This window comes from Rahnella victoriana (genome assembly GCF_021276285.1).
Lineage (GTDB): Bacteria > Pseudomonadota > Gammaproteobacteria > Enterobacterales > Enterobacteriaceae > Rahnella > Rahnella victoriana.
Genome location: NZ_CP089920.1, coordinates 364624 through 388758 on the forward strand (window position 1 = coordinate 364624; position 24135 = coordinate 388758).

21 protein-coding genes are annotated in these 24135 nt (G+C 52.5%); 4 read left to right on the forward strand and 17 right to left on the reverse strand.

The genetic code is table 11. The features are described from left to right. Positions 1-47: 47 nt before the first annotated feature. Positions 48-1298: an efflux RND transporter periplasmic adaptor subunit gene (locus J9880_RS23035; protein WP_095925394.1), complete on the reverse strand. Its 1251-nt coding sequence runs from the start codon at positions 1296-1298 to the stop codon at positions 48-50. A 431-nt stretch (positions 1299-1729) separates the two neighbouring features. Between J9880_RS23035 and J9880_RS23040 the strand changes: the two genes are divergently transcribed. Next, complete coding sequence (locus J9880_RS23040) at positions 1730-2275, forward strand: helix-turn-helix transcriptional regulator (protein ID WP_095925395.1); 546 nt, start codon at positions 1730-1732, stop codon at positions 2273-2275. Between the two features lie 3 nt (positions 2276-2278). Here J9880_RS23040 and J9880_RS23045 read toward each other — a convergent pair whose 3' ends face one another. The 12 genes from J9880_RS23045 to J9880_RS23100 all read right to left on the reverse strand — a co-directional run bounded on the left by J9880_RS23045 (position 2279) and on the right by J9880_RS23100 (position 14804). Further along, the gene (locus J9880_RS23045; RefSeq protein ID WP_232770505.1) at positions 2279-3334 is read right to left on the reverse strand and encodes an alpha/beta fold hydrolase; all 1056 of its coding nucleotides are present in this window, start codon (positions 3332-3334) and stop codon (positions 2279-2281) included. Next, positions 3324-4676: an MATE family efflux transporter gene (locus J9880_RS23050; RefSeq protein WP_095925397.1), complete on the reverse strand. Its 1353-nt coding sequence runs from the start codon at positions 4674-4676 to the stop codon at positions 3324-3326. The genes J9880_RS23045 and J9880_RS23050 overlap by 11 nt, the downstream gene beginning before the upstream one ends. Then, complete coding sequence (locus tag J9880_RS23055; RefSeq protein ID WP_095925398.1) at positions 4673-5314, reverse strand: acyl-CoA dehydrogenase family protein; 642 nt, start codon at positions 5312-5314, stop codon at positions 4673-4675. The genes J9880_RS23050 and J9880_RS23055 overlap by 4 nt, the downstream gene beginning before the upstream one ends. Continuing rightward, positions 5307-5567 (reverse strand): acyl carrier protein, encoded by a 261-nt coding sequence (locus J9880_RS23060; protein WP_095925399.1) that lies wholly within the window; start codon positions 5565-5567, stop codon positions 5307-5309. The genes J9880_RS23055 and J9880_RS23060 overlap by 8 nt, the downstream gene beginning before the upstream one ends. After that, complete coding sequence (locus tag J9880_RS23065; protein WP_162928657.1) at positions 5542-6501, reverse strand: 3-oxoacyl-[acyl-carrier-protein] synthase III C-terminal domain-containing protein; 960 nt, start codon at positions 6499-6501, stop codon at positions 5542-5544. Before J9880_RS23065 ends, J9880_RS23060 begins: the two co-directional genes overlap by 26 nt. A 181-nt stretch (positions 6502-6682) precedes the next feature. Then, on the reverse strand, positions 6683-8482 hold the full coding sequence (locus J9880_RS23070; protein ID WP_232770915.1) for an ABC transporter ATP-binding protein: 1800 nt from the start codon (positions 8480-8482) through the stop codon (positions 6683-6685). Positions 8483-8484: 2 nt separating this feature from the next. Next, positions 8485-9402: an ABC transporter permease gene (locus J9880_RS23075; RefSeq protein WP_133822395.1), complete on the reverse strand. Its 918-nt coding sequence runs from the start codon at positions 9400-9402 to the stop codon at positions 8485-8487. Next, positions 9402-10376 (reverse strand): ABC transporter permease, encoded by a 975-nt coding sequence (locus J9880_RS23080; protein ID WP_232770506.1) that lies wholly within the window; start codon positions 10374-10376, stop codon positions 9402-9404. The genes J9880_RS23075 and J9880_RS23080 overlap by 1 nt, the downstream gene beginning before the upstream one ends. Beyond that, entirely contained in the window at positions 10373-11323 is a 951-nt protein-coding gene (locus J9880_RS23085; protein ID WP_232770507.1) for a nucleoside hydrolase, read from the reverse strand. The genes J9880_RS23080 and J9880_RS23085 overlap by 4 nt, the downstream gene beginning before the upstream one ends. A gap of 4 nt (positions 11324-11327) precedes the next feature. After that, positions 11328-12278, reverse strand: a complete 951-nt coding sequence (locus tag J9880_RS23090; RefSeq protein WP_232770508.1) for a nucleoside hydrolase — start codon at positions 12276-12278, stop codon at positions 11328-11330. After that, entirely contained in the window at positions 12275-13159 is an 885-nt protein-coding gene (locus J9880_RS23095) for a dihydrodipicolinate synthase family protein (RefSeq protein WP_232770509.1), read from the reverse strand. Before J9880_RS23095 ends, J9880_RS23090 begins: the two co-directional genes overlap by 4 nt. A 79-nt stretch (positions 13160-13238) precedes the next feature. After that, entirely contained in the window at positions 13239-14804 is a 1566-nt protein-coding gene (locus tag J9880_RS23100; protein ID WP_232770510.1) for an ABC transporter substrate-binding protein, read from the reverse strand. Between the two features lie 141 nt (positions 14805-14945). Between J9880_RS23100 and J9880_RS23105 the strand changes: the two genes are divergently transcribed. Then, on the forward strand, positions 14946-15833 hold the full coding sequence (locus tag J9880_RS23105; RefSeq protein WP_232770511.1) for a LysR family transcriptional regulator: 888 nt from the start codon (positions 14946-14948) through the stop codon (positions 15831-15833). Positions 15834-16213: 380 nt separating this feature from the next. Next, positions 16214-18691, forward strand: coding sequence for a membrane-bound PQQ-dependent dehydrogenase, glucose/quinate/shikimate family (locus J9880_RS23110; RefSeq protein WP_131694352.1), 2478 nt, complete (start codon positions 16214-16216; stop codon positions 18689-18691). Between the two features lie 70 nt (positions 18692-18761). On the opposite strand, the gene J9880_RS23115 is transcribed toward J9880_RS23110, so the two are convergent. The 3 genes from J9880_RS23115 to J9880_RS23125 all read right to left on the reverse strand — a co-directional run bounded on the left by J9880_RS23115 (position 18762) and on the right by J9880_RS23125 (position 21610). Continuing rightward, positions 18762-20087, reverse strand: a complete 1326-nt coding sequence (locus J9880_RS23115; RefSeq protein ID WP_232770512.1) for a type II toxin-antitoxin system HipA family toxin — start codon at positions 20085-20087, stop codon at positions 18762-18764. A 4-nt stretch (positions 20088-20091) separates the two neighbouring features. Next, complete coding sequence (locus J9880_RS23120) at positions 20092-20388, reverse strand: helix-turn-helix domain-containing protein (RefSeq protein ID WP_119827398.1); 297 nt, start codon at positions 20386-20388, stop codon at positions 20092-20094. A 196-nt stretch (positions 20389-20584) separates the two neighbouring features. Further along, the gene (locus tag J9880_RS23125) at positions 20585-21610 is read right to left on the reverse strand and encodes a methyltransferase (RefSeq protein ID WP_456300345.1); all 1026 of its coding nucleotides are present in this window, start codon (positions 21608-21610) and stop codon (positions 20585-20587) included. Positions 21611-22024: 414 nt separating this feature from the next. On the opposite strand from J9880_RS23125, the gene J9880_RS23130 reads away from it, so the two are divergent. After that, entirely contained in the window at positions 22025-22735 is a 711-nt protein-coding gene (locus tag J9880_RS23130) for a GntR family transcriptional regulator (protein WP_232770513.1), read from the forward strand. On the opposite strand, the gene J9880_RS23135 is transcribed toward J9880_RS23130, so the two are convergent. Further along, complete coding sequence (locus J9880_RS23135; RefSeq protein WP_119825746.1) at positions 22732-23931, reverse strand: enolase C-terminal domain-like protein; 1200 nt, start codon at positions 23929-23931, stop codon at positions 22732-22734. The genes J9880_RS23130 and J9880_RS23135 overlap by 4 nt on opposite strands. Positions 23932-24135: the final 204 nt, after the last annotated feature.

The window sequence follows — 24135 nt, forward strand, 5'->3', positions numbered from 1 at the left end:
CCATCGCTTTATACAGTTTGCAGGCGTCTTTTGCAGGTGAGCCGGCATCATTTAGTAATCTCAATCTGATCTGCCCCTTGCCAGGCGCTGCCGTCACTGAGAATAATTTTATCTCCCGCACGCAACCCGCTGGTCACCTGAATATAATCCGCAGATCCTTGCCCAAAGTTGACCTTCATTTTAGTAGCTGAACGTTCCTTTTCATCGAGCCGGTAAAGCATCGAAGGTAAATTATTCTGTGCGAACGGTGGGCGCTCAACGTACAGGGAATCATTAATTTTTGTCACTGCGATTAAACCATCCACGCTCAGATCAGGACGGGCTTCTTGCGGCAGCGGCTGAGTAAATGTCACATCCACTTTAACGGTGCCATTGGTCACCGCAGGGTCAACACGTGATAACACGCCGGCAAACTGGCTGCGCCCGGTGTTAATGGTCACCTGTTGCCCGACGGCAAGATCGCGGGACTGTAATTCTGGCACTTTGAGTTCAGCATAAAGTTCCTTCTCTTTCGCCAGACGGGCAATACTGGTTCCGGTGGTGACCCGCTGCCCGACCTGGACTTTCACATCCTGCAAAATTCCCTCGATGGGTGAGGTCACATTCAGCGAATCGACTTCCTGCTGGCTCAGCAGCACCAGCGATTCCAGTTTGTTAAGACGCATCGCACTGGCTTTGATATCAGCATCAATACTCAGCTTGAGCGTTTTTAATCGTTTTTCCTCAAGCACAACCTGCTGACGATATTGTTCAGTATTAATACGGGTTGTTTCGTATTCCAGCATCGGCACTGCCGCTATATATTTCTTTTGCGCAGCAAGCCGCATTGTAGAGCTGAGTAGCCGGCTTTTTGCATCCAGAACCAGCGCTTCCTGACTCAGAATTTTATTTTGTAATTCTGCATTCGTCGCATCAGTTTCAGCGCGGCGGGCATCCAGCTCGAGCCGGTTTTCCTGTAATTTCTGTTCCAGCGTAGGGTTACTCATTCTCACCAATAACTGCCCCTTACTCACCTTCATCCCGGGTTTGTAGATAACCTCTTCCACACGGGCATCAACATTGGCGGCAACCCAATTGATATCACGCGGTAACAGTACTCCGTTGCCCCTCACTTCTACCGAGAAATTTCCATATTGCACCTGTCCGACGGCGATACTCCCGCGGGAAATCTGATAAGGCGAAAACCGGTAATTATAGATTGCCGCCAGCGTGGCTAAAAAAAGTGCTCCCGCAACCAAAAATTTGCGGTATCGCTTCAGTATGAATTTATTCCCGGGTTGCGGGATTGAAATGTCCATAATAATACCTTTTCTGATAACTCCTTACTGATGAGCACAAATCGTGCCAATCTTTTAAATCTCATTAACATGCTGATTTTTATTGTTTTTTCAGGAAACCACAAAAAAGACCTTTTCCCATCATTATTTTCTATCTCATTAATGGAACGAAAAATGGGACGGCGTGGCCTGATTGTCTGTTTTTCCCTGTGTCGTCCCACTCATATCAGGTATTCCCAATAGTGGGATATTAGATCAGTTCAATTTATTAACGCGTGTCGAAAATGGGATTTTACGGTTCCCATAACAGGGATGAATAATAATATCCATTTTAAACAACAAGTTGAAACAAATAAAAACATGGCATAGTAATTGCTTTAATCCTTACGGGTACGGTATTCCACTTTTCAAAAAAATGTTCATCACTCATTAATTACGCAGAAGGGGTGTGTATGTGGGAACGCAAACTATCGAACGCTGAAAAAACGCTTTTTACACAAAAAATAACCGAGGATCTGGATAATCGTCATTTGACTGTCTATGGGAAACACGCTCATACAGAAAAAGCCTTATGCATTGTTAAGATTATTAATTATATGCTGGAGAATATTTCTGACGAGATCACACTGGAAGATCTGGAAAAAATATGTGGTAAAACCCGTTTTGATATTTGCCGTATATTCAAACATTTCTATGATGTCACTCCCATAAAGTGGATGTGGAAAGTCAGGCTGGCGCTGGCCAGAGAATTTATCCATTTAGCCCCTGAGTGGTCATTAACGGACATCAGTTATGCGTGCGGATTTTCTTCATTGCCGCATTTTTCCCGAAGTTTCAGTAAGACTTATAGCGAGTCTCCGCTCAAATTTAAGCAGAATGTCATCAGGACAATGCGTCCGGAAATTAAAAAAGAGTCGTCAGATTATGATTTCATTTTCGGGGTTCAAAGAAACAACTTTTCAAGAAGCATGTTAATCAGTAACCTGCATTGCTTATAATTATCAAAAAGATTTCTTATGCCACTTTTTATTATTCACTGCACGCAATATCAGTTTAGGCTCACGGAAAGATGAAAAGTCTTCATGCAAGGTATCTCTCAGGAAATCTGAAATATAATTAAATACAGCTGGGTCACGTAATGCGCCGTTGTGGCCCTTTCCTTCTGTAACGATTAATTCACTTTTTTTCAAAGAATGGCTCAGTATTACCGCTTCATCCAATTCAATACTGAGATCGTTTTTATCATGTAATATCATGACCGGTTGTGTTATTGACCCGATAAGCTCCGGTCCAATAACATCAGGATGAACACCATAGCGGTGCTGGTAAAGTTTTTTCATTGATCCGGCAATACGCTTTGGCAATTTATTATTGCTGACATATCTGTCCATCATTTTTCCGTAGCTGCACGGACTGCCGATTAAAATCATCCGTTTAAAAAGCAGCCCTTGCAGGGCGGCCATGCAGCCAATTAAGCCGCCGGTCGAATGACCAATAATCACCGAAAAATGGCCATAGTGGTTTTCCATTTCCATGACGGCCCGAGACAAATCATAGAAAGACACTTTTTTTCCGGGAGAAATACCATGTGCGGGAAGGTCAGGCGCAAAAACAGCATAGCCTTTTTCCTGCAACCGCTGCGCCATCTGCCGTAACATAATACTCCGGCCATCCCACCCGTGAAGGAGCAAGACTTTTTCGGCCTGCGGATCCGCCTGAGGATAAATGAAGACCTTAACAAAAGATTTACGCCAAAAAATCTCCTGCTGCACGCAGCGGCTGAGCAGCATGATTTCCCCCTGCTTATAGGGTAAAGGCCGGGTCTTTTCGAAAAGACGTAATGCGTATGATGCTGAAAGATAGGAAGACATGACATGCAGGGAATATAAATCGACTAAACTGATGAGTTTGCATGCCCTCGTATAATGTGTTGCGGGTCTTATTTTCGCTTTCATCAGTAACGTCGGACGCAATCGCATAATGACCAAAATCCGCAGGTAATTTTGGTGCACCAGCGATAGAAATAAAAGGACGGGATAAAAGAAGCTATAAAACATTTTCACTCCCTATTTTATTGGCCAGTCGCCAGTACTCCCTGCCGAACGCAATAAAGTACACCACATTAAAGACAATAATCAGATTCATGATAGTGTGCAGTTGCGAAAATTTATCCCAGCCCACCAGTAAAGTGATAACAGTCAGTAATTCAATGATTACGGTTAATACCAGTACCCGTCGGGCCTGTTCTAATTGTTCCAGTAATGCCTGAAGCGAGGCGACGAAAGAAGTCAGGAAAAACGTCGGTAACAGAATCAGTATAATCTGGCTGCTGACGTCCTGAATCACTTTGTCACCGGACAGAATTTTTATCAGGCTGGCCTCGGTGAAATAAACACCCGATGTCAGCAGAAGATAAATAATACAAATAAAGGCCAACCCCCGGTGCAGCAACCGTTTTAATTCTTCACCGCTACTGATCGCCAGCCGCTGGTTAATTAATATCGCCAGCGCGGATCCACAAGCCACAGCGGGGATGACGATAAACATTCGGATCTTGGTCACAATCAAAAAACCGGCAACATATTGCTCACCCAGCGTGCCAATTAACGGGAATATCAGCAGGGAACTGAAAAACAGCACCACCAGCGAGGCAAAAATGGGCACGCCAACCTGAAACAGAAGTCCGCTGAGACGCGGAATAAATGCCCCTGGCCGGTCATCTTGCGCATTGCAGCCTGTACGCCATACCAGCCAAAGCGCGACAGGGATAAGCAGAGACGAAGCCAGCGCGTTTGAGACAATAATCGAATTAAAACCTAATCCGTAAACCTGATAGCCGATGTAGCAGATCAGCGCATTCAGCACGATATACGCGATGACTAACAGCATGCTTAACGCGCTCTTCCCCTGCCCGCGGAGCGCGCTGTTACACATCTCAAGCTGAATAAAGGGCAGCATGGACAGGAAATAGAGCGGTAATGCTGAGGAATAAAATGCATTCCCGGCGACAGGCAGCAGGGTCTGCAACAGCGGCGCACAAAGCGCCGTCACGCCACTTAGCAGTGCCACAATCAGGATACCCAGCGTCGCCAGCAGTGAAGTCGCCGCCAGGACCTTTTGACGCGACCACAGATTCAGTGAACGGGCACTGAAAACCTGATTAGTGATAGCCAGACATTCCAGAATCGCAAGAAATAGAAAGCTGAAAGGCTGGAGCATTGACAGCACATAAATTGAACTGGTTTCTTTACCGTGCCCCAGAATCGCGGTCTGAATGTTTTGCGAAAATGAGACGGCAATGGCCACGATGATCATCGGCCAGGCTAACTTCAGCAGGTCGGCGATATCTTTGCTCAGGCTATGACGTTGTGGCAACGTCATTTCAGGTGAAGTATTCATACTCTGAGCTCCCGACGTTCCGGCAAAGCAGCCATGGCAACGGCTGCGGTTTTCCCATACAGGCTGTAAATCATCATCGAAAGGTAAGAAAGGCTGTGCGTCGAGCCGGATAAATAGCCATGTCCGCCCATCAGCTTTTCTGCCCGGTTGGTCAGCATCGTGAGCTGCCAGTGATCCGTCTCCGGATCAGCAAAGTCCTGCATCGCAATACGCATCTGCCACTGGAGCAATAACACCTCTGTTTGACTGCTCAGATCGGCGAAATCCGCCTTCACCAACTGATGTCGGGTCGTTTTTACGCCAAAGCTTTTCCTCCCGGATAAATGCTTCCAGCTCACGGCCAGGATCTGGCTCAGTAGCCCCAGGCGTGCCGCAAAAGATGCCATAAGCGGGATCGGATCGTCGGTGATGTTTTCTGTGCCTGTGTGCTGCAAAGACATGCCCAGTGACGCCAGAATACGATCAGATTCAGCATGCTGTTCCGCGCAGGTTTCACCTTCCGCAGCCAGCAACTGATACCCGCCGCAAAACACGCCGCTTGCCGTGTCGGCCCATTTCCGGCGCATCTGCCGGAAAGCTTCTGACGGCTCATAGTCCCTGAACAGAAAGTAAAGTCGGGTAAACTCTTCTTCAGACATCAGAGCTCTCCAGTTGCAGGTGCTGCTCAATCCATTGAATAAGTTTTCCGACCGTGGTGAATGCATCCTGATTGATTTGATCAGGTTCAAACATGAGGCCGGGGATTTTTTCTTCCAGGGTTAATAAGAACTGAACAAATAATACTGAATCGAGGTCCAGATCTTCATTGAAATCAGTTTCCGACGTTATGTTGATTTTTGCAGACATGACATCGTTTAAAGCATCATTAACGGCTAACAGAAGTTGTGACATGATTTACCTCATTATTTTCGTTTTTTTCAATCAGGATACAGGACATCGTTATCCCCATCCCCATAGCAACACAGAGTATTCTTTTTCCTTCGAAACGCTTTAATAACGACGACACGTTAAATAAAATATCAGAACAATAAGCATGCCCATAACCTGATATATGCTCAGTAAAAAGCTCACCCTTAAAGTTCAATTTACCGGCAATACGCCTGAGCATTGGCATATCTATATTACCCGGAACAATGGCATCTATATGGTCAATGGTAAGGTTAAACTTTTTCAGGACGTAAAGATAAAAGTCATAATAATCTTGTTCCAGTGATGAGAAAAGCTCCCGCCGTCGGGCAGCCGGAAACTCTCTGTGATTATTATAAAATGAAGGCAGATGCCGCACGGCAGTGTTGTTGATTTGCCACTGTGAATGTCCCGCATTGAGCAGCATGGCAGCAGGAATTTCCGCCATAACACTATTATCAAGCTTATTAATATCACTGTGGAAAGCCTTTTCACCGGTAATGAGGATCATTGGCAGCTGACTTTTTATTACCCTGCTCTTCAACAAATGAATCGCCGACAAAGCGGAGGCACAATGATTCAGACTCACGGTTAATTGTTCCCAGTGTCCTATTCCGCAACCGGTCGCTATCTCATCAAGCCAGCGGGCATCAAAGAAAGTATTATGGGTTTGTGTTTTTGCATAGACCAAATACCCCTGGCCTTTAGCGATATTTAGATTGCCCGCCATCAGCGTTGATAGGGTTTCCTGTAACATCTGTGTATGGTTACCCGAAAACATTCCTACTGTGCTCAGAGAGTAATAACGTTCAAGTACCTTTCGTGCGCCTGTTTTTAAATTATGAGATGATTCAAGCGTACTTAATGGCCTTAAAGAAATACGACCAGGCAACCAGCATAATTCATTAAGTGGCAACATATTTTCTCACAGGGAATTATTTTAGAGTTATTATAAACGCAGTCCATAATCCCAGAAAAAAAACGTTTTTTTTGCCTGCAATTGCTTAAAGGGCATGAATTCCCATTTTTGAATCCCAAAAATGGAATGTAAAAGCGATTTCAGTATAAAGTACCGCAAGAACACCCAATAAATGCCCCCGCTAAACCTGCACGAAATGCCCGTCACTGACTTCACGGTAATGGCGGGCTGGCGGCTGATAATTCGCTGCGCGCAGCGGGCTGGCGAGTTCTTCCGGCACCACGGTGCGTTTACGGTGAACATCCGGATCGGGCACCGGCACGGCAGCCAGCAGTTTGCGGGTGTAGGCGTGCTGCGGGTTTTCGAAAATATCCGCCCGCGAACCGATTTCGACGATTTCTCCCAGATACATCACCGCCACACGGTGGCTGATGCGTTCCACCACCGCCATGTCATGCGAGATAAACAGATACGCCAGCCCGAGTTCCTGTTGCAGATCGAGCATCAGATTGATCACCTGCGCTTTTACAGACACATCCAGCGCCGACACGGCTTCATCGGCGATGATCATTTTCGGTTCCAGCGCCAGTGCGCGGGCAATGCAGATGCGCTGCCGCTGGCCGCCGGAAAACTGATGCGGGAACCGTGTCGCCATATTGCTTTGCAATCCCACCTGTTCCAGCAGTTGCGCCACACGGCGTTTCGCGCTTTCCGCGTTGTGCAATCCGAGGCTGACCATCGGTTCGGCAATCGCCTGTCCGATACGCATTCTCGGGTTCAGGCTTTCGTAAGGATCCTGAAAAATCATCTGCGCCTGCGTGCGGATTTCCGCCAGCCGCGCGCTGTCTGCGCGGCGGATATCTTGCCCGCGGATCAGCACCTCGCCGGCGGTCGCTTCGGTCAGGCGCAAAATGGTGCGTCCGGTGGTGGATTTACCGCAGCCGGATTCGCCCACCAGCGACAGGGTTTCGCCCGGTTGCAGGCTGAATGACAGATCTTCCACCGCATGCACGCGGGCGGACACCCGCCGCAGCAGGCCGGATTTCACATCGAAACGGGTGATCAGGTTTTTCACCTCCAGCACCGGCTGACCGGGGCGCAGGGTGTCGACCGATTCTGCGACCGGTTGCGGTTGTCCGGTTTGCATGTCAGTCAGCGGGAAACGCTTCGGCAACGCCACGCCGTTCATGGCGCCGAGCCGTGGCACGGCTGACAACAGCGCCCGCGTGTAAGGCTGTTTTGGCAGATGGAAGATTTCCCGCGTGGTCGCCTGTTCAATCGCTTCGCCCCGGTGCATCACCAGCGTGCGGTCCGCCACTTCCGCCACCACGCCCATATCGTGCGTGATAAACAGAACGGACATCCCCTCTTCTTCCTGCAACGATTTAATCAGCGCCAGGATCTGCGCCTGAATGGTGACATCCAGCGCGGTCGTTGGCTCATCGGCAATCAGCAGGCGCGGATTACAGGCCAGCGCGATGGCAATCACCACGCGCTGACGCATACCGCCGGAAAAGCTCAGCGGATATTCATTGAGTCGCGAGGCAGCCGCCGGAATGCGGACTTTTTCCAGCAAACGCAGCGCTTCGGCGCGGGCGGTGGCGTCATCCATGCCGCGATGACGTTTCAGCACTTCGGTGATTTGTACGCCGATTTTCAGCACCGGATTCAGGCTGGTCATCGGCTCCTGAAAAATCATGCCGATGCGGTTGCCGCGAATGCTTTGCATCTGCGAACGGTTGAGGCTGAGTAGATCCTGACCGTCAAACTGAATGCGGCCGGAATAGCGGGTGTGCTTTTCATCCAGCAAACGCATGACAGACATCGCCGTGACACTTTTGCCGGAACCGGATTCACCCACCAGCGCCAGCGTCTCTTTCGGGCCAATCGAGAAGGAAAGATCCCGCACCACGTTCAGCCATTCGCCTTCCACGGAAAACGCGGTATTGAGTTTATCGACCTGTAACACCGGATTTTGCATCATCAATCCTTATTGCGCGGGTTGAGGATGTCGCGCAGGGCGTCACCGACTAAGTTAATTGCCACAATCAGCACCAGCAGCGTGATGCCGGGGAAGACGCTGATCCAGTAGTCGCCGGACATCAGGTAATCAAAGCCGTTGGCGATCAGCAGGCCGAGCGACGGTTCGGTGACCGGCAAACCGATGCCGAGAAACGACAGCGTGGCTTCCAGCATGATGGCGTAGGCAATGCGCATGGTCGCCACCACAATCAGCGGCGGCAGGCAGTTGGGCAGAATATGACGGAACAGAATGCGCGGGTTCGACAGCGCCATGCTGCGCGCGGCGTCCACGTAACTGCGGCGGCGTTCGAGCAGCGCCGAGCCGCGAATGGTGCGCGCGTAATACGCCCATTGCGTCACCACCAGCGCCAGAATGATTTTGTCGACGCCCTGCCCGAGCACCGCCAGCAAAATCAGCGCAATCAGGATCGGCGGGAAACTCAGCTGGATATCAACAATGCGCATGATCAGCGCATCGGTTTTGCCGCCCGCGTAGGCGCTGATAAGCCCGGCTGCCGCGCCAATCGTCAGTGCGATCAGCGCGCTGGAGACGCCGACCAGCAGGCTGGTGCGGGTGCCGTACAAAATGGCGCTCAGCAAGTCGCGCCCCTGATCGTCGGTGCCGAGCCAATAGGTCATGCCGCTCATACTGGCGGTGCCCGGTGTCAGGCGGCCATCCATGATATCGAGCTGTGATAAATCGTAAGGGTTTTGCGGCGAAATCCACGGCGCGAGTACTGCCAGCACAATGGCGATGCCTAACATGATCAGGCCGCACAGTGAGAATTTGTTACGCAGCAACGCCCGCACGGTCTGGTAAAACGCGGAGTGCGGTTTGCCCTGCACGGCGGTACGCGAGTGAACGGAATCAGACGCCATCAGTGTTCGCCCCCCAGCCGCACACGCGGATCGACCAGCACATACAGCACATCCACCAGCAGGTTAATCAGGCTGAACATCACCACGGTGATCATCAGATACGCCAGGATCACCGGGCGGTCGAGCACGGCGATGGAATCAATGATCAGTTTGCCCATCCCCGGCCAGGCGTAAATGGTTTCGGTCACCACGGCGAAGGCGATCAGCGAGCCGAGTTCCAGGCCGATAACGGTAATCAGCGGGATCAGGGTATTTTTCAATACGTGAACCAGCACGATGCGGCTTTCGGATAAGCCTTTGGCGCGGGCAAAACGAATGAAATCCTGTTGCAGACATTCGAGCACACCGGCGCGGGTCAGGCGGATGATCAGCGAGATTTTAAACAGCGCCAGATTGAAAGCGGGGAGAATGAGATGCGCGAGGCCGTCGGCGGTAAACAGGCTGAGCGGGACGCCGAAAACCTCCACCGTCGCGCCGCGTCCGGACGCCGGAAGCACACCGAGTTTCACACTGAACAGCATGACCATCATCAGCCCAATCCAGAATGTCGGCAGGCTGAAGCCTAAAATCGAGACGGTCATGATCGACTTCGATAACACGCCGTCAGGGCGCAGACCGGCATAGACGCCCAGCGGAATGCCAATCACCAGCGCCAGGACAAAGGCCACCAGCGCCAGTTCGAGCGTCGCGGGCATTCGCTGAAAAATCAGGTGCAGCGCGGGCTGATTGTAGATAAAGGAGTTGCCCATATCGCCGTGCAGCGCGTTGACCACAAACAGGCCGTATTGCTCCCACACCGGTTTATCGAGGCCAAAAGACTGGATCACGCTCAGGCGCTCAGCGGGCGTCGCGGTGGTACTGAGCAGCAAATCCACCGGATTGCCGACCAGATACACGCCGCCAAACACCAGCAGCGACATCACGAACAGCGTCAGCAGTGTCTGTCCGCAACGTCCCAGCAGGTAACGGCTCATGCCTGCGCATCGCCATAACGGGACAGCACGCGGCGCAGCAGGCTGAAGAAGCCGTATTCATCGACGGTCTGCAGGACCATCGCATTGGGCGGCGTCGCCAGTTTGTGCCAGAAATCTGCGTAGGTGTATCCGGCAGTGTTGCCGGATACCGCCACCCCGACGCGGGCGGGCTGACCGGAGAACAATCCCGGCTGCAACAGCCACGCAATGGTCGCCGCATCATGAACCGGCCCGCCTTCACGGCCAAAACGGTTGAGATCACTGCGGTCAAACGCGTTCAGCAAGGCGGCAATGGCCTTGCCCGGCAGGCCGCCGTCCTGTTTCAGTGCCTCGATATCATCCGCGCCAATCAGCGCCTGAAAGGTCAGATCCAGCGGCATGATCACCAGCGGCACGCCGCTGTTAAACACTTTTTCCGCCGCGTGCGGATCGGCATAGACGTTGAATTCCGCCCAAGGGACGCGGTGTCCGAGGGCAGTAAACGCGCAGCTCATGGTCACGATGTGTTTAATGCCGCGGGCCACGTCAGGATGCATACCCAGCGCCAGCGCGATATTGGTCATCGGGCCAATCACGCAGACCGTGACCGGATCGTTGTCTTCTGCGGCCTGTCGTAAGGTGCGCACCAGAAAATCCACCGCGTGTTCCGCCTGGGGTTGCAGATGGCTGTCCGGCACCAGTTCATCGTTAAACGCGCCGATGTGGGCGTATTTGCCGTAAACCTGTTCACGCACCAGCGGTCCCGGCGCACCGGCAAACACAGGCGTGCCGGTCTTGCCGGATAACGCGACAATTTTGCAGGCGTTTCGCACGGTATCTTTCAGCGCCACATTGCCGGCCACCACGGTGACGCCAAGGACGTCCAGTTCCGGCGAGGCCAGCGCCAGCCACAGGGCGATGGCGTCATCCACGCCGGGATCGGTATCAATAATGATGCGCTGGTTCATAAGATCATTTCCCGGCATAACGTGAAAGCAGTTCGTAAAACAGCGTGAAGACTTTAGTGGCATCCACGCGCGTAACGATATCGACATTGGGCGTCTGCCCAGACTTGCCGTACCAGTCGGCGACGGTTTGTCCCATACACAACTCGCTGTCATGTTCGACAAACACCCGCGCTTTTTCGGTGCCGAACAGTTCCGGTGCCAGCACGTAAGCCATCACCAGCGGATCGTGCAGTGGCCCGCCGCGTGAACCGTAACGGCGGACGTCGTTGCGATCCCAGAACGCCATTAGCTCGCCCAACTGCGCGGAAATCCGTCCTGAGACTTTGATGAATTTCGCCACATGTTCCGGCGTCAGGATCACCTGATGCGTGGCATCGAGCGGCAACACAGTGATGTTCAGATCCGAGGAAAACACCACATGCGCGGCGTGCGGATCGGCCAGCATGTTGAATTCGGAGGTCATGGTGCGGTTGCCCGCTTCACGGTATGCGCCGCCCATCAGCACCACGCGACCGATACCGGCGGCAATGCCCGGTTTCATGCGCAGCGCCGTCGCCAGATTGGTCAGCGGTCCGAGCACGCACAACGTCAGGGGCTGATTATTCTCTGCGGCCTGTTCGCAACTTCGTATCAAAAAGTTAACGGCATGAAGGGATTCGGCCTGTTTTTGCGGCGCGGGAAAGGCCGTATTGCCCAGACCGTTCGCGCCGTGGAACTGACCGTGGATCGGCGCGCGCAACAGCGGCTGGTGGCAACCGGCAAACACCGGGATATCCAGCCGGTAACCCAGTTCGGTGATTTGCAGCGCATTGCGGGTGGTATTCGCCAGCGGCTGATTACCGCATACGGTGCAGATGCCGAGGATATTCAGTTGCGGGGCGACGAACGCGCTGAGCAGCGCGATGGCATCGTCAATGCCCGGATCGCAGTCAATGATCACCGGTATGGTTTTCACAGCGCCCCCACAGATCGTAAAACGTCAGCGATTTCCTGACGCGCGGCATCGTTGAGCGGTACCTGCGGCGGCAGCGGATCGCCGACCTCAAAGCCCTGTAATTGCAGCGCCGCCTTGATGCACCCGGCGATGGAGTATTTGGCGAAGATTTCGTTGATGCGCCACAGCGGACGCTGCAACTCCATCGCTTTCTTCCAGTCGCCTTGTTTTGCGGCTTCATACAGCGCCAGACTTTGCTTCGGCACAATACAGGCCGGACCGGCCATCCAGCCCACGCCGCCAATCAGCATCACGCAGGCCGGGATATGCGCCGATGCGGCAAACACCTGCATCCGTCCCTGCGTGCGTTCAATGACCGACAGCAACCGGCCGGTATTGGTCGAGGCATCTTTAATATAGTTAATATTTTCCACGTGGCTCAGCCGCTCGATGACCGGCAGGCTGAGATCCGAACGCTGGAACTGCGGATTGGTGTACAGCACGACCGGCAGTTTGCCTGCGGCGGTCGCGATGGCACGGAAATAATCCTCGACGCCCTGTTCGGGCACCGGGAAGTAGGCCTCAAGTATCGCCAGAATACCGTCGACACCCAGAGCGACGTAGCGAGCGGTTTGCGCCACAGCGTCCTGAATGGTGGTGGCCGCCACTCCGGCAATAACCGGAACGCGCCCCCGTGCGGCTTCGACGACAGTTCTGACCACCTCTGTGCGCTGTTCTGCACTGAGGTATGCAAATTCACCTGTACTGCCGAGTGGCGTCAGACCCTGCACGCCGCTGTTAATCAGATGTTCAACCAGTGCGGTTAGCACCGGTTTGTCTATCTGGCCGCCGGGGGTGACCGGCGAAACCAGATAGGGATACACACCGCTAAAAGAAGTCATAGCTTCTCTCTCTTTTCTTAGAACAACCCTGGTGTTGGTGCTCTATTCCCGCCTTGGTTCGGTATGCACTCTGCGCGACTTATTGTTTCTCATGCACAAAGTACGGCAACGTGTAGCCGTCGGAGCGGCCAACGTAGGTATAAGGTGTCTTCATCGCCCAGGTGTAGGAAAGGAACAGCAACGGGATCGTGCCTTCGTCTTTCATCGCAATCTCTGTGGCGTGTTGCAGCAACTTCTCACGCTGGCCGTCGTCGAGGGTTTCCCGCGCCTGTGCCAGCGTTTTATCAAATTCAGGGTTCGAGTAACGCCCGCGATTGCCCTGTCCGCCGTTCGGCCCGAAGGTTTCGAGCAACGGCCCCAGCACGCCGGAGGCTTCCCCGGTTTCAATCGCCGCGCCGCCCATGATCAGGCTGAAATCGCGTTTAGACGCCCGTGAGAAATACACGCTGCCCGGCATGGTCACGACATCCGTTTTGATGCCGACACGGCTGAACATCTGGCCGAGCGCCTGCGCAATTTTAGAATCGTTCGGATAACGGTCGTTCGACGCATGGAAGGTCAGCGTAAAACCGTCCGGATAACCGGCCTGCGCCAGCAACTGTCTGGCTTTCACCGGATCGTACACCGGTGCGGCAATAGACGGCGTGTAACCAAAGTAGCCTTTCGGCACCAGTTGCGACGCCGGTACGCCCTGCCCGTCCATGATGCGATCCACAATCGCCTGACGGTTTATCGCCAGCGACATCGCCTCACGCACTTCACGTTTTTTCAGCGGATTGCTGCCGTCCGGCCCTTTGGCGAACGGCGACGCATCGCGGTCCTGATCCGGGTGTAAATACAAAATGCGGTTACCGGCCACGGATTCCAGATGCAGGCTGGTTTGTTTGCCCAGATCCCGTCCGTCTGCCGTCGGCACGCTTTCAATCAAATCCACGTCGCCGGAACGCATGGCGGCCACGCGGGCACTCGGGTTTTTGAACACACGCAGCGTGACCTTATCCCACTGCGCTTTCCCGCCCCAGTACTGGTCGTTGCGCGCCAGCACCACATTATCGTCGGGCGTCCAGCTGACAAACTTGAACGGGCCGGTGCCGATGACGTCTTTGCCTTCGTTCAGGGTTGGCGATCCGACGTTTTCCAGACGCGCCGGTAACATCGCGACGCGGCTTAAGTTGTTCAGCAATAAAGGTGTGGGCGCTTTGGTGACAATTCTCACCGTCAGCGGATTCACTTCGGTGACGTCAGCAATATCGTTAACGTACGGCGTATAAGCACTCGGGCTGTTTTTCGAGGCCAGCGCCACGCGCTTCACGCTGGCAATCACGTCTTTAGCGGTGAAATCGCTGCCGTCGTGGAATTTCACACCGGGGCGCAGGGCGAATTCCCAGGTGGTGTCATTAATGACTTTCCATGACACGGCGAGGGCAGGCGTAATATGTTGTTTTTCATCCTGATTCACCAGTCCGTCGAAGATGTTACGCGCCATCGCGCTGTTGGCACCGCCGACGTAAAACTGCGGATCCATTGACGTCGTTGAGGCAGCCAGGCCGATATTCAGATCAGCGGCCTGCACAGAGGGGGAAGATAAAACGAAAAATGTGGCCAGTGCCGGTGAAAGCACTCCTGCCAGAACGGACTTTCTCATGCATTTAACCCTTAATTTTTTTAGATTTTCAGGCAATGTGTGTCAGATCGTGAATTCGAGTCTAGGGGGTGGACTTCTGAATTGAAAATTGTATTTTGTGTTACATCCATAAACAAATGTTATGGATTTTGAGGATATATTATGAAAATTAATCCAAGACAGGTCGAAGCCTTTCATAAGGTGATCCTCACCGGCAGTATCACCGCAGCGGCAAATATGATGAACATCACGCAGCCCGCGGTCAGCCGGCTGATCCGTGACTTCGAATATGCCGTCGATCTGAAGCTGTTTGACCGTGACGGACGCGGGCTGATCCCGCGTGATGATGCCATCAAGTTGTACCGCGAAGTCGAGCGTTTGTATCTCGGACTTGAACATATTTCACATATCGCCGACGAAATCCGTCATTCCAAAGGCAGCGTATTGCGCATTGGCTCGGTAGCGGCGTTATCGGCGCTGTGCGTCGAGCATATTCTCCCGCCGCTGATTGAGAGTATTGGCGATATCTCGCTGTTTCTGGACATCGAAAGCACGACGCATATCACCGATGTGGTGACCGGCAATCAGTACGACGTTGGGTTCATTTTCGGCAAGCCGGATGTGAAAGGTCTGGAAGCGGAAATGCTGGCACGGGCAAAAGCGGTTGCCGTGATGTCGCCGCGCCATCCGCTGGCAAAACAGGACGTGGTCACGGCGATGGATCTGACACGTTACCGGCCGATTATTCCCGGACGCAAAACGCCGCTGCGTGAACAACTCGACCAGGTGATGAGCCGTCTCGACCTTTATATGAATAACCCGATCGAAACCTCGCTGCACAATTGCTGTGTGATGGCGGGCAATAATCTGGGGATCGGCGTGGTCGATTTCATCACCGCACGCAGCCACAAAAGCGACATCGTGCTCAAACCTTTTACGCCAGACATAAGTATTGCCTATCTCGCCGTCTTCCCGCCGCAGATCCCCAAAAGCCGTCTGGTGGAACATATCACCCGTGAAATGAAGACATTAATCGAAGGCTATCTGTAAAACGCCCCGTCAGGTTCGCGCAAATCGTACCAGTGAGTCCAAAATGTGACATTCCTGCTTTTATGCAAAAAAAGGCGTGGATGTTAAGTGCGACTTGTTAGATAAAAAACGTATATATAATCTAAAAATCATTAATATATTGAATAACACACTTTATTTTATTCTTTAAAATCAACGCATAAAAATTTCCTGCATAAAGATTAATCTAATCTATAATAATTTACCTAATTTCAAACTCTTCGTTACACATTCACAACCTCGATGAGAAGTATTACTATTTGCGCGAAATTGTTCTATTTGGTTCATTTAATAACGGGTGGTCATTAAGTGTTACCAGCTTTTCATCAACAGTTCTCTACAACTATGCAGTGAGATAAATCATGCCAACAACAAATAGCAAGTGGACCTGGCTCCTCTGGCTGCTGAGTGCGCTGATGGTCGTCATCGGTCTGACACTCGGTATCGGTGGCGCGTATCTGGCGACATTGGGAGGAAGTGTTTACTTCCTGCTGATGGGTCTGGCGCTCATCGTTTCCGCCGTTTTAATTTTCAAAGGTAAGCCTTCAGGTGCCTGGCTGTATGCCGTGGCCTTTGTGCTTTCTGTTATCTGGGCTGTCTGGGACGCAGGCTTCACGTTCTGGCCGCTGTTCTCCCGCCTGTTCACCTTCGGCGTGCTGGCGTTTCTGGTCGCTTTGGCTTATCCGCTGCTGAAAGCACGTGCAGGTCTGGTGGCGCGTAAAGGGCCAAGCTTCTCGCTGGCGGCTGTCCTGGCTGTCGCGCTGATTGCTGCTTTCGGTAACACCTTCGTGCCAACGCCAATCATCAGCGCCGACAACGATCAGGTGCCGGTGAAACCGGTAGACAAAGGTGCTGAGCAGAAGAACTGGGAAAACTGGGGTAACACCACCGCAGGCGACCGTTTTGCTGCACTGGATCAGATCAACAAATCCAACGTGGATAAACTTCAGGTTGCGTGGACTGCCCATACCGGCGATATCCCGCAGAGCAACGGCTCCGGCGCTGAAGATCAGAACACCCCGCTGCAAATCGGTGACAAGCTGTTTGTGTGTACCGCATACAGCAAAGTGATCGCCCTGAACGTTGATGACGGCAAAAAGCTGTGGTCTTACGATTCCAACTCCACCGCGCCTAACTGGCAGCGTTGCCGTGGTCTGGGCTATTACGAGAACAGCGCCGCGCCACAGGCACCCGCGGCACAACCTGCCGCCGTACCTGCTGCTGAGCCGGCAAGCCCGAACGCAGCCTCAGAAGCTGCCGCGCCAGCCACTAATGCTCCGCAAACGCCTGCTGCGACCGGCGGTACCGTCAGCGGCACCTGCGAACGTCGTCTGTTCCTGCCAACCATCGATGCGCGTCTGATCGCCATCAACGCTGACACCGGCAAGCCTTGTGCTGATTTCGGTGACAACGGCGTGGTTGATCTGAAAGTCGGCATGGGCGAAGTGAAACCTGGCTACTACCAGCAAACCTCTACCCCGCTGGTCGCGGGTAACGTGGTTGTCGTTGGCGGTCGCGTAGCGGATAACTTCTCCACCGGCGAACCTCCGGGTGTGGTACGTGCATTTGACGTGCACACCGGCGAACTGATGTGGGCCTGGGATCCGGGTAACCCGAACATCACCAAACTGCCACCGGAAGGTCAGACCTACACCCGTGGTACGCCAAACGTCTGGTCGGCAATGTCATACGATCCAAAACTGGGTCTGATTTACATGCCAACCGGTAACGCGACGCCGGACTTCTTCGGCGGCACACGTACCGAGCTGGATGACAAATACAGTTCTTCTGTTGTTGCGGTAGACGTGGCCACTGGTAAAGTCCGCTGGACCTTCCAGACCACGCATCACGACCTGTGGGACTTCGACCTGCCGTCTCAGCCGCTGCTGTATGACCTGCCGGACGGTAAAGGTGGCAGCACGCCGGTTCTGGTGCAGACCTCCAAACAAGGCATGATCTTCATGCTGAACCGCGAAACCGGCCAGCCGGTCGCGAAAGTCGAAAACCGTGAAGTACCGCAGGGTAACGTCCCTGGTGAACGCTACTCCAAAACGCAGCCTTTCTCTGTCGGTATGCCAAACATCGGCAACCAGACGCTGAAAGAGTCTGATATGTGGGGCGCGACACCAATGGATCAGCTGCTGTGCCGCATCGAGTTTAAAGGTATGCGTCACCAAGGCGTTTACACGCCTCCGGGTCTGGATCGTTCCCTGCAATTCCCGGGTTCTCTGGGCGGCATGAACTGGGGCAGCGTCTCGGTTGACCCGAACAACGCCATCATGTTCGTGAATGATATGCGTCTGGGTCTGGCGAACTACATGGTGCCGCGTGCACAGGTTCCGACCGGCGCAAGCGGTATCGAGATGGGGATGGTGCCGATGGACGGTACGCCGTACGGCGCAGTCCGCGAGCGTTTCCTGTCTCCGCTGGGCATTCCGTGCCAGAAACCCCCGTTCGGTACCATGTCTGCGGTTAACCTGAAAACCGGTAAAATCGTCTGGCAGGTGCCGGTCGGAACGGTGAAAGACACCGGTCCGCTGGGCATCAAAATGCGCATGCCAATGGAAGTCGGTATGCCAACACTGGGCGCGAGCCTGTCAACGCAATCCGGCCTGCTGTTCTTCGCCGGTACGCAGGATTTCTATCTGCGTGCGTTCGATACCGCAACCGGTAAAGAAATCTGGAAATCCCGTCTGCCGGTCGGCAGCCAGTCTGGCCCGATGACCTACGTTTCACCGAAAACCGGTAAACAGTACATCATCATCAGCGCCGGTGGCGCACGTCAGTCCGCAGAACGCGGCGACTACGTGATTGCCTACGCACTGCCTGACGAGAAGTAAGATTTAGCAGTAAATGAAAAGCCCGCCGGTGCAGACCGGCGGGCTTTTTTGTTGGAGGAGTACTTACAGGTTAAGCCTGTGCTTGCAGCCGCACCCGTTGCTGTTCCATCCCGGTAAAAATAGCGTCTGCCAGTTCAGGAGGAAACGAAGCAGGGAGCTGCCTTGCAACATTTTCAATAACGACCGGTACGAGCGCAATGATCTCATCGATCATGGTTTCTATTTGCCGTTTACCTAACCCGCTCTGCTCGCCCTGCTTAATCCAATGTCTGCGCTGGATCTTGCTGATCAGGTAATAATTACTGCTGCCACGGACGGCCATCGCCAGCTTACATTTTTGCCACGCAATCTTATTGTTTCCATGGCCGATGACCGGCCATGCTGACAAAATATCGTACAGCGGCGTCATGCAATAACGATTTTGCGGAAGATGCGCGAGGCTGAAATTTTTAGCATGACCATCAGTGGCGGCCATCAACCAGAAAATAATCTGCGCTTTGAAAAACTGAGACTGATCCTGCTGCGCCTGCTCAGACCGGCTCAATATTTCCATGATGTCCGTGATCCCAGGGCCGCCATCGGACTGATATTTCCGCAAAGGTGATACGCCCATCGCCTGACACATATCTTCCTGCGGCAGACGGATCCACCATCCACCGTCTGAAGAAAGCTTTCGGTCAAAACGTTCGACGATCAGCGCTTTCTGATCCTCAAATTGCGCAACCTGAGCTTTAGCCACCGCCAGACCAAACTGCTCAATTATCAATGAACATATCCATTCGTTTTCAACGGACGTACTCATATCTGCCTGCATATTTCCCACCAGACCCAGCGGCAATTTAAAAATATGCGTGGTTGGCGTATTGCCTTCCGGCAAACACCATTGCCCGTTGTGCCATAATAGCGCGGTTTTTTCCTGTGCACCGGCGATAGACAATCGCAAATCTTCGTCCTGATTGTTCTGGCCCGGCAACATCCCCGCCGTGTTGCGCAGCATACCGGCGATCTCCGGTTCTGAAAGCAGGCGCTGGCGAATAGTGAATATCCCAGCAGGTTGATCCCCGACATTCAGCAACTGGATTGCACCGACGCAGTCCCGCCCTAACTCTGTGAGCAAATCAAAAGGCTCGAGGCTCTCAGCATGATAACGTGCGGCCAAACGCCTGCGGATCCCTTCGCTGTCGGGCAATAAATTATCAAAATAATCACGAACCACATTGCCACGGTGTACCTGATTACCCGGCGTAAACGGCAGGGAAAGCGACAAAGGTCGCCCTTGTTGATCCTCCCTCCAGGAGGGCAAGTACTGTAAACGATCCTCACCTTTTTGCTTATCCCAGTATCCCACCGGAATACCGTTCATCCATATTGCTAAACGCTGCTGCGCACGACGCATATCATCACCATTGTTCCTTTCTGGCGGGCGTACTTAAATAATCCTGCTTAATTTCCTCCATAGAAGGCTTTTCAGGATCGGATTGTGAAGAAAATACCATCTCAATACCTAACACATTGAATACCCGAAACAGCCGGTCAAGGCTGGCAGCGGCAGGGTTTGCCTCCAGCCGGGCATACGTCTGCTGGGTCACGCCCAGTTTTTCTGACACGTCCTTTTGTGTCAGACCTTTTTCCTTACGAAATCCCACCAGGAACGGACGGAGCTGATTAAGTGTCTTCAATGGATAGACTGTCTTCATTGTTTTGGCTCTTGTATCGTGGGTCTTATACAGATTATAGGCTGTATTCAGCACTTTACACCCTAAAAGCTGTAAAAGTAAAATACAGCCTGTAAGCTGTTAACGAACAATACAGTTTACAGGCTGTAAAAAATGGGCAGTCATCACTGACTCCCCATTCTTATAGCGGCTATAAGCCGGTAAAACGTTTAAAAAATCAGTCGGCGACCGCCTCAACAATAGAAACATAACTGCCCGTTTCAATGATGCGGTTGAGTTTCAGACCGGCACCGGCGATCAGCTGTTTCAACTCTTCTTCCGTGCGCTCCCTGCCCCCGTCAAAACTTGCCATCAGTAAAATATCCATCTCTTTACCAAAATGACGCGCGTTCCCTTTTGCAATGACCGGATCCATGATCAACACCCTGCCACCCGGCAACATCGCTTTGCGGCAATTGCTCAGAATAAGGGTCGCCTTCTCATCTGACCAGTCGTGCATAATGTATTTCAGCAGATAGATATCCGCCGCCGGGCAGGATTCGAAGAAGCTGCCGGGTTTGATTTCCCAGCGGGTGTCGTCCCCCAGTTCCTGAAGGCGGTGCCGTTCCAGTACATGCGGCTGATCAAAGAGAATACCGTGGAGCGTCGGGTTGGCCTGTAATACCTGCAACAGCAACCCGCCCATTCCGCCCGCCACATCCACCAGGGTGACGTTTTCCGGAAAGTCATAGTTGTGCACCAGCACCTTGTTTTCAATTTCAGACATAGAAGACATACCGGAATGAAAATCGTAATCCTGAGCATGCGACGTTGACCAGTATTCGAAAAAGGTACAACCGTAGATTTCTTTAAAAGCGGAGCGCCCCCTGACGCTTTCAATCAGATTGCCTAAGGGCCGCCAGAATGTTTCGTCGGTAATCATCAGGACGGCCGGACGAAGCGAGTGCGGGGAAGACGTACGCAAAAATTCAGAAGGCGGATTCAGGGCGAACCTGCCGTCGTCGAGTTCGAGAAAAATATCCTTTGTCGTCAGCAGCCGCATAACACGTTGTAATTGTTGTGCGTCGACATCCAGCTCTCTGGCGAGCGTCTGCGTGGTTTTGGGACCCTCCGCCAGATTATCTGCCACGCCTAATTCAGCGGCCACACGAAGTGCAGCCTGCCAGGCATGACCCATCGTTTGTTCCAGCAAATATAATGCAGCTTGTTCATTCTTTGAATTAACAGAAGTCATCGCTTTCATGCTAATAATACCTCATGAGGTTGTGCAATCAGAGATTGAGACTTAATCACCCGGCAAAATTTCTTTCCGACGTCTTAATTTTTTGCCATGACAAGCGTGGGTTCGAAATCGCTGTTCCTCAAATTTCCTGCGTATTTAAACCGGCATCTGATTTGGCCATATAGATTGACAAGCTGAAATGCGTCAGTGTCTTATTTGCTTTAAATGTCACTATATTTCAAACAGATGTAATTATTCCCTTTTTCATCAATACCGTAATACCGTGATGTAAATAAAGGATAATAGTATTCCCATTGCCAGGGTGTACCCTTATATTGCCATTATTCCAGATTATTTTTCCCCTTGCCGTGTGGCTGGAACCGCGATGAAGAATGCGCTATAAACTGAGATCGGAATAACAAAAATCAAAGTTCAATGAAAAAAAGCGAATTTATCGCTCAGGATTTACTGAGCAAGATTTATCAGAACAGCGGATCCTTGCCGGAAAAGCTGTCACCGGAACGCCAGCTGGCAGAAGAATATGGCGTGTCACGCTTTACCGTGCGCAAGGCGCTGGAAAAAATGGTGAGCATCGGCGCGGTGCGTATCGTGCAGGGATCGGGGATTTACATTAATCCCGGCGTGAGCAGCAATCCGCTGGTGTACAACTCAATCACCGAAAAGAAATTCGCGGAGATCAGCTTCCGTATGCTGGAACTGCACAAGCGGCGGCCGGACAAAGAAGAACAACAGGTTTTCGATCTGAGCGGGGATGATTTTATCTGGGCGTTCACCCGCCTGCGGCGCATCAGCCAGCGCAATGTCCAGATTGAATATTCCCGCATGCCGGCACGGGAGTTTGGCGATCTGAGCCAGAAAACCATCGAGCATTCGATCCAGCAATATGTGCTGAGCAAAGGCTATGTGATTTCGCACTCCCTCACCCGTTATCAGGCGGTAACGGTCAGCAAGGAACAGGCACAAATTCTGGGGTGTAAAAAAGGCATTGCCGCCATGCACATTACCAACAGAGGCATTTTGCAGGGCGGCAAGGTTTATGCGTTCAGCGACATCATCGATATCGATTATTCCTGCACCTACGTCATCCCGTTTAATCAGGACAATCTGGCCTTTCGCCAGACTTAAGGCGTGTGGATCACGCCGTCGGGCAGGCGGCTTTGCGTCCATTCGTGCGGCCGGTACACCACCGGAAATTCTGCGGCGGCCTGGCTGTTAAAGCCCACACCGATCCCCGCTTCTTCTCCCGGATAAAAATAGCCGTTCTCCGGTGCCTGTGCGCCCGGAAAGACCTGCTGCGTATTGGCGGGATATGCCACGAACTCCTGGATCGCCGCATTGTGCAGATGAATATTCAGGTGCGTGTTCACTGCCGCACCAATCGGCGTCATGTCCGGCGGGCAGTGCCACGCGAGACGTACACCGAAACTCTGGCAGAAATGCGCCAGTTTCAGCGCCGGGGTGATGCCACCGATTTGCGAAACGTGGCAGCGGATAAAGTCGATCCGACGGTTGATAATCAGATCTTTCCATTCCGCCGGATTATTGAAGAGTTCGCCGGTCGCCAGCGGCACGGCGGTCTGACTGCGGATCTGCGCCAGCCATTCGTTCTGATCCGGCGGCAGAATATCTTCAATAAAATAGGGCCGGTATTGTTCGACGGCTTTGGCAAACTGTACCGCCTGCTGCGGGAATAACCGTTCGTGAACGTCGTGCAAGATATGGAACTGATGGCCGTATTTTTCACGCAGCGCTTTGAACATCGCCAGCGTGTTGTCGATGTACTGGTCCTGATCGTAATACGCCCCCGCCGTCGGTTCGCGGGTACTGTGAAAATCACGCGCATTGCCGCCATAAAAACCCAGCTGGCAGCGGATATGGCGGTAACCTTCGGCCAGCAAACGCTCCACTTCGCCATAAAGATCTTCCAGCGTTTCGCCCGCCGCATGGCTGTAGGCGGTGACCGCATCCTTCGATTTACCGCCAAACAAATGATACAGCGGCATATTCGCCAGCTTGCCTTTAATATCCCACAACGCCATATCGATGCCCGCAATCGCGTTATTGATCACCGGCCCGTTACGCCAGTAGGCGTTTACCATCATCAGTTGCCAGAGATCTTCAATGTGATTCGCATCGCGCCCCGTTAACAGCGGTTTGAGATATTCATCGACCATCAGTTTGACCGCCAGCGGGCGCTGCTGGAACGTCGCGCAGCCCAGGCCAAAAACACCACGATCGGTTTCAATTCTGACCACCACTAAATTATGGCGATCGGGGCGGGTTATCTGGCATTCGATATTGGTAATCAGCGCAGGCTGCATATTCATCCTTAATAAAAACCGTGATGCCTTTTCAAAAAAAGACGGCGGGAATATTCGTATTGCGGTTATTTCACCGTATTTTTATCCTGCTTGTAAACCTTAATTTCATGACTTTATTTTGGTTTAAAAGCAGGTCGTATTCTTCATAAAAAACAGACCAATTTAACCTTCACGCCTTTAAACACGGCCTGTCAGTGAAGATTT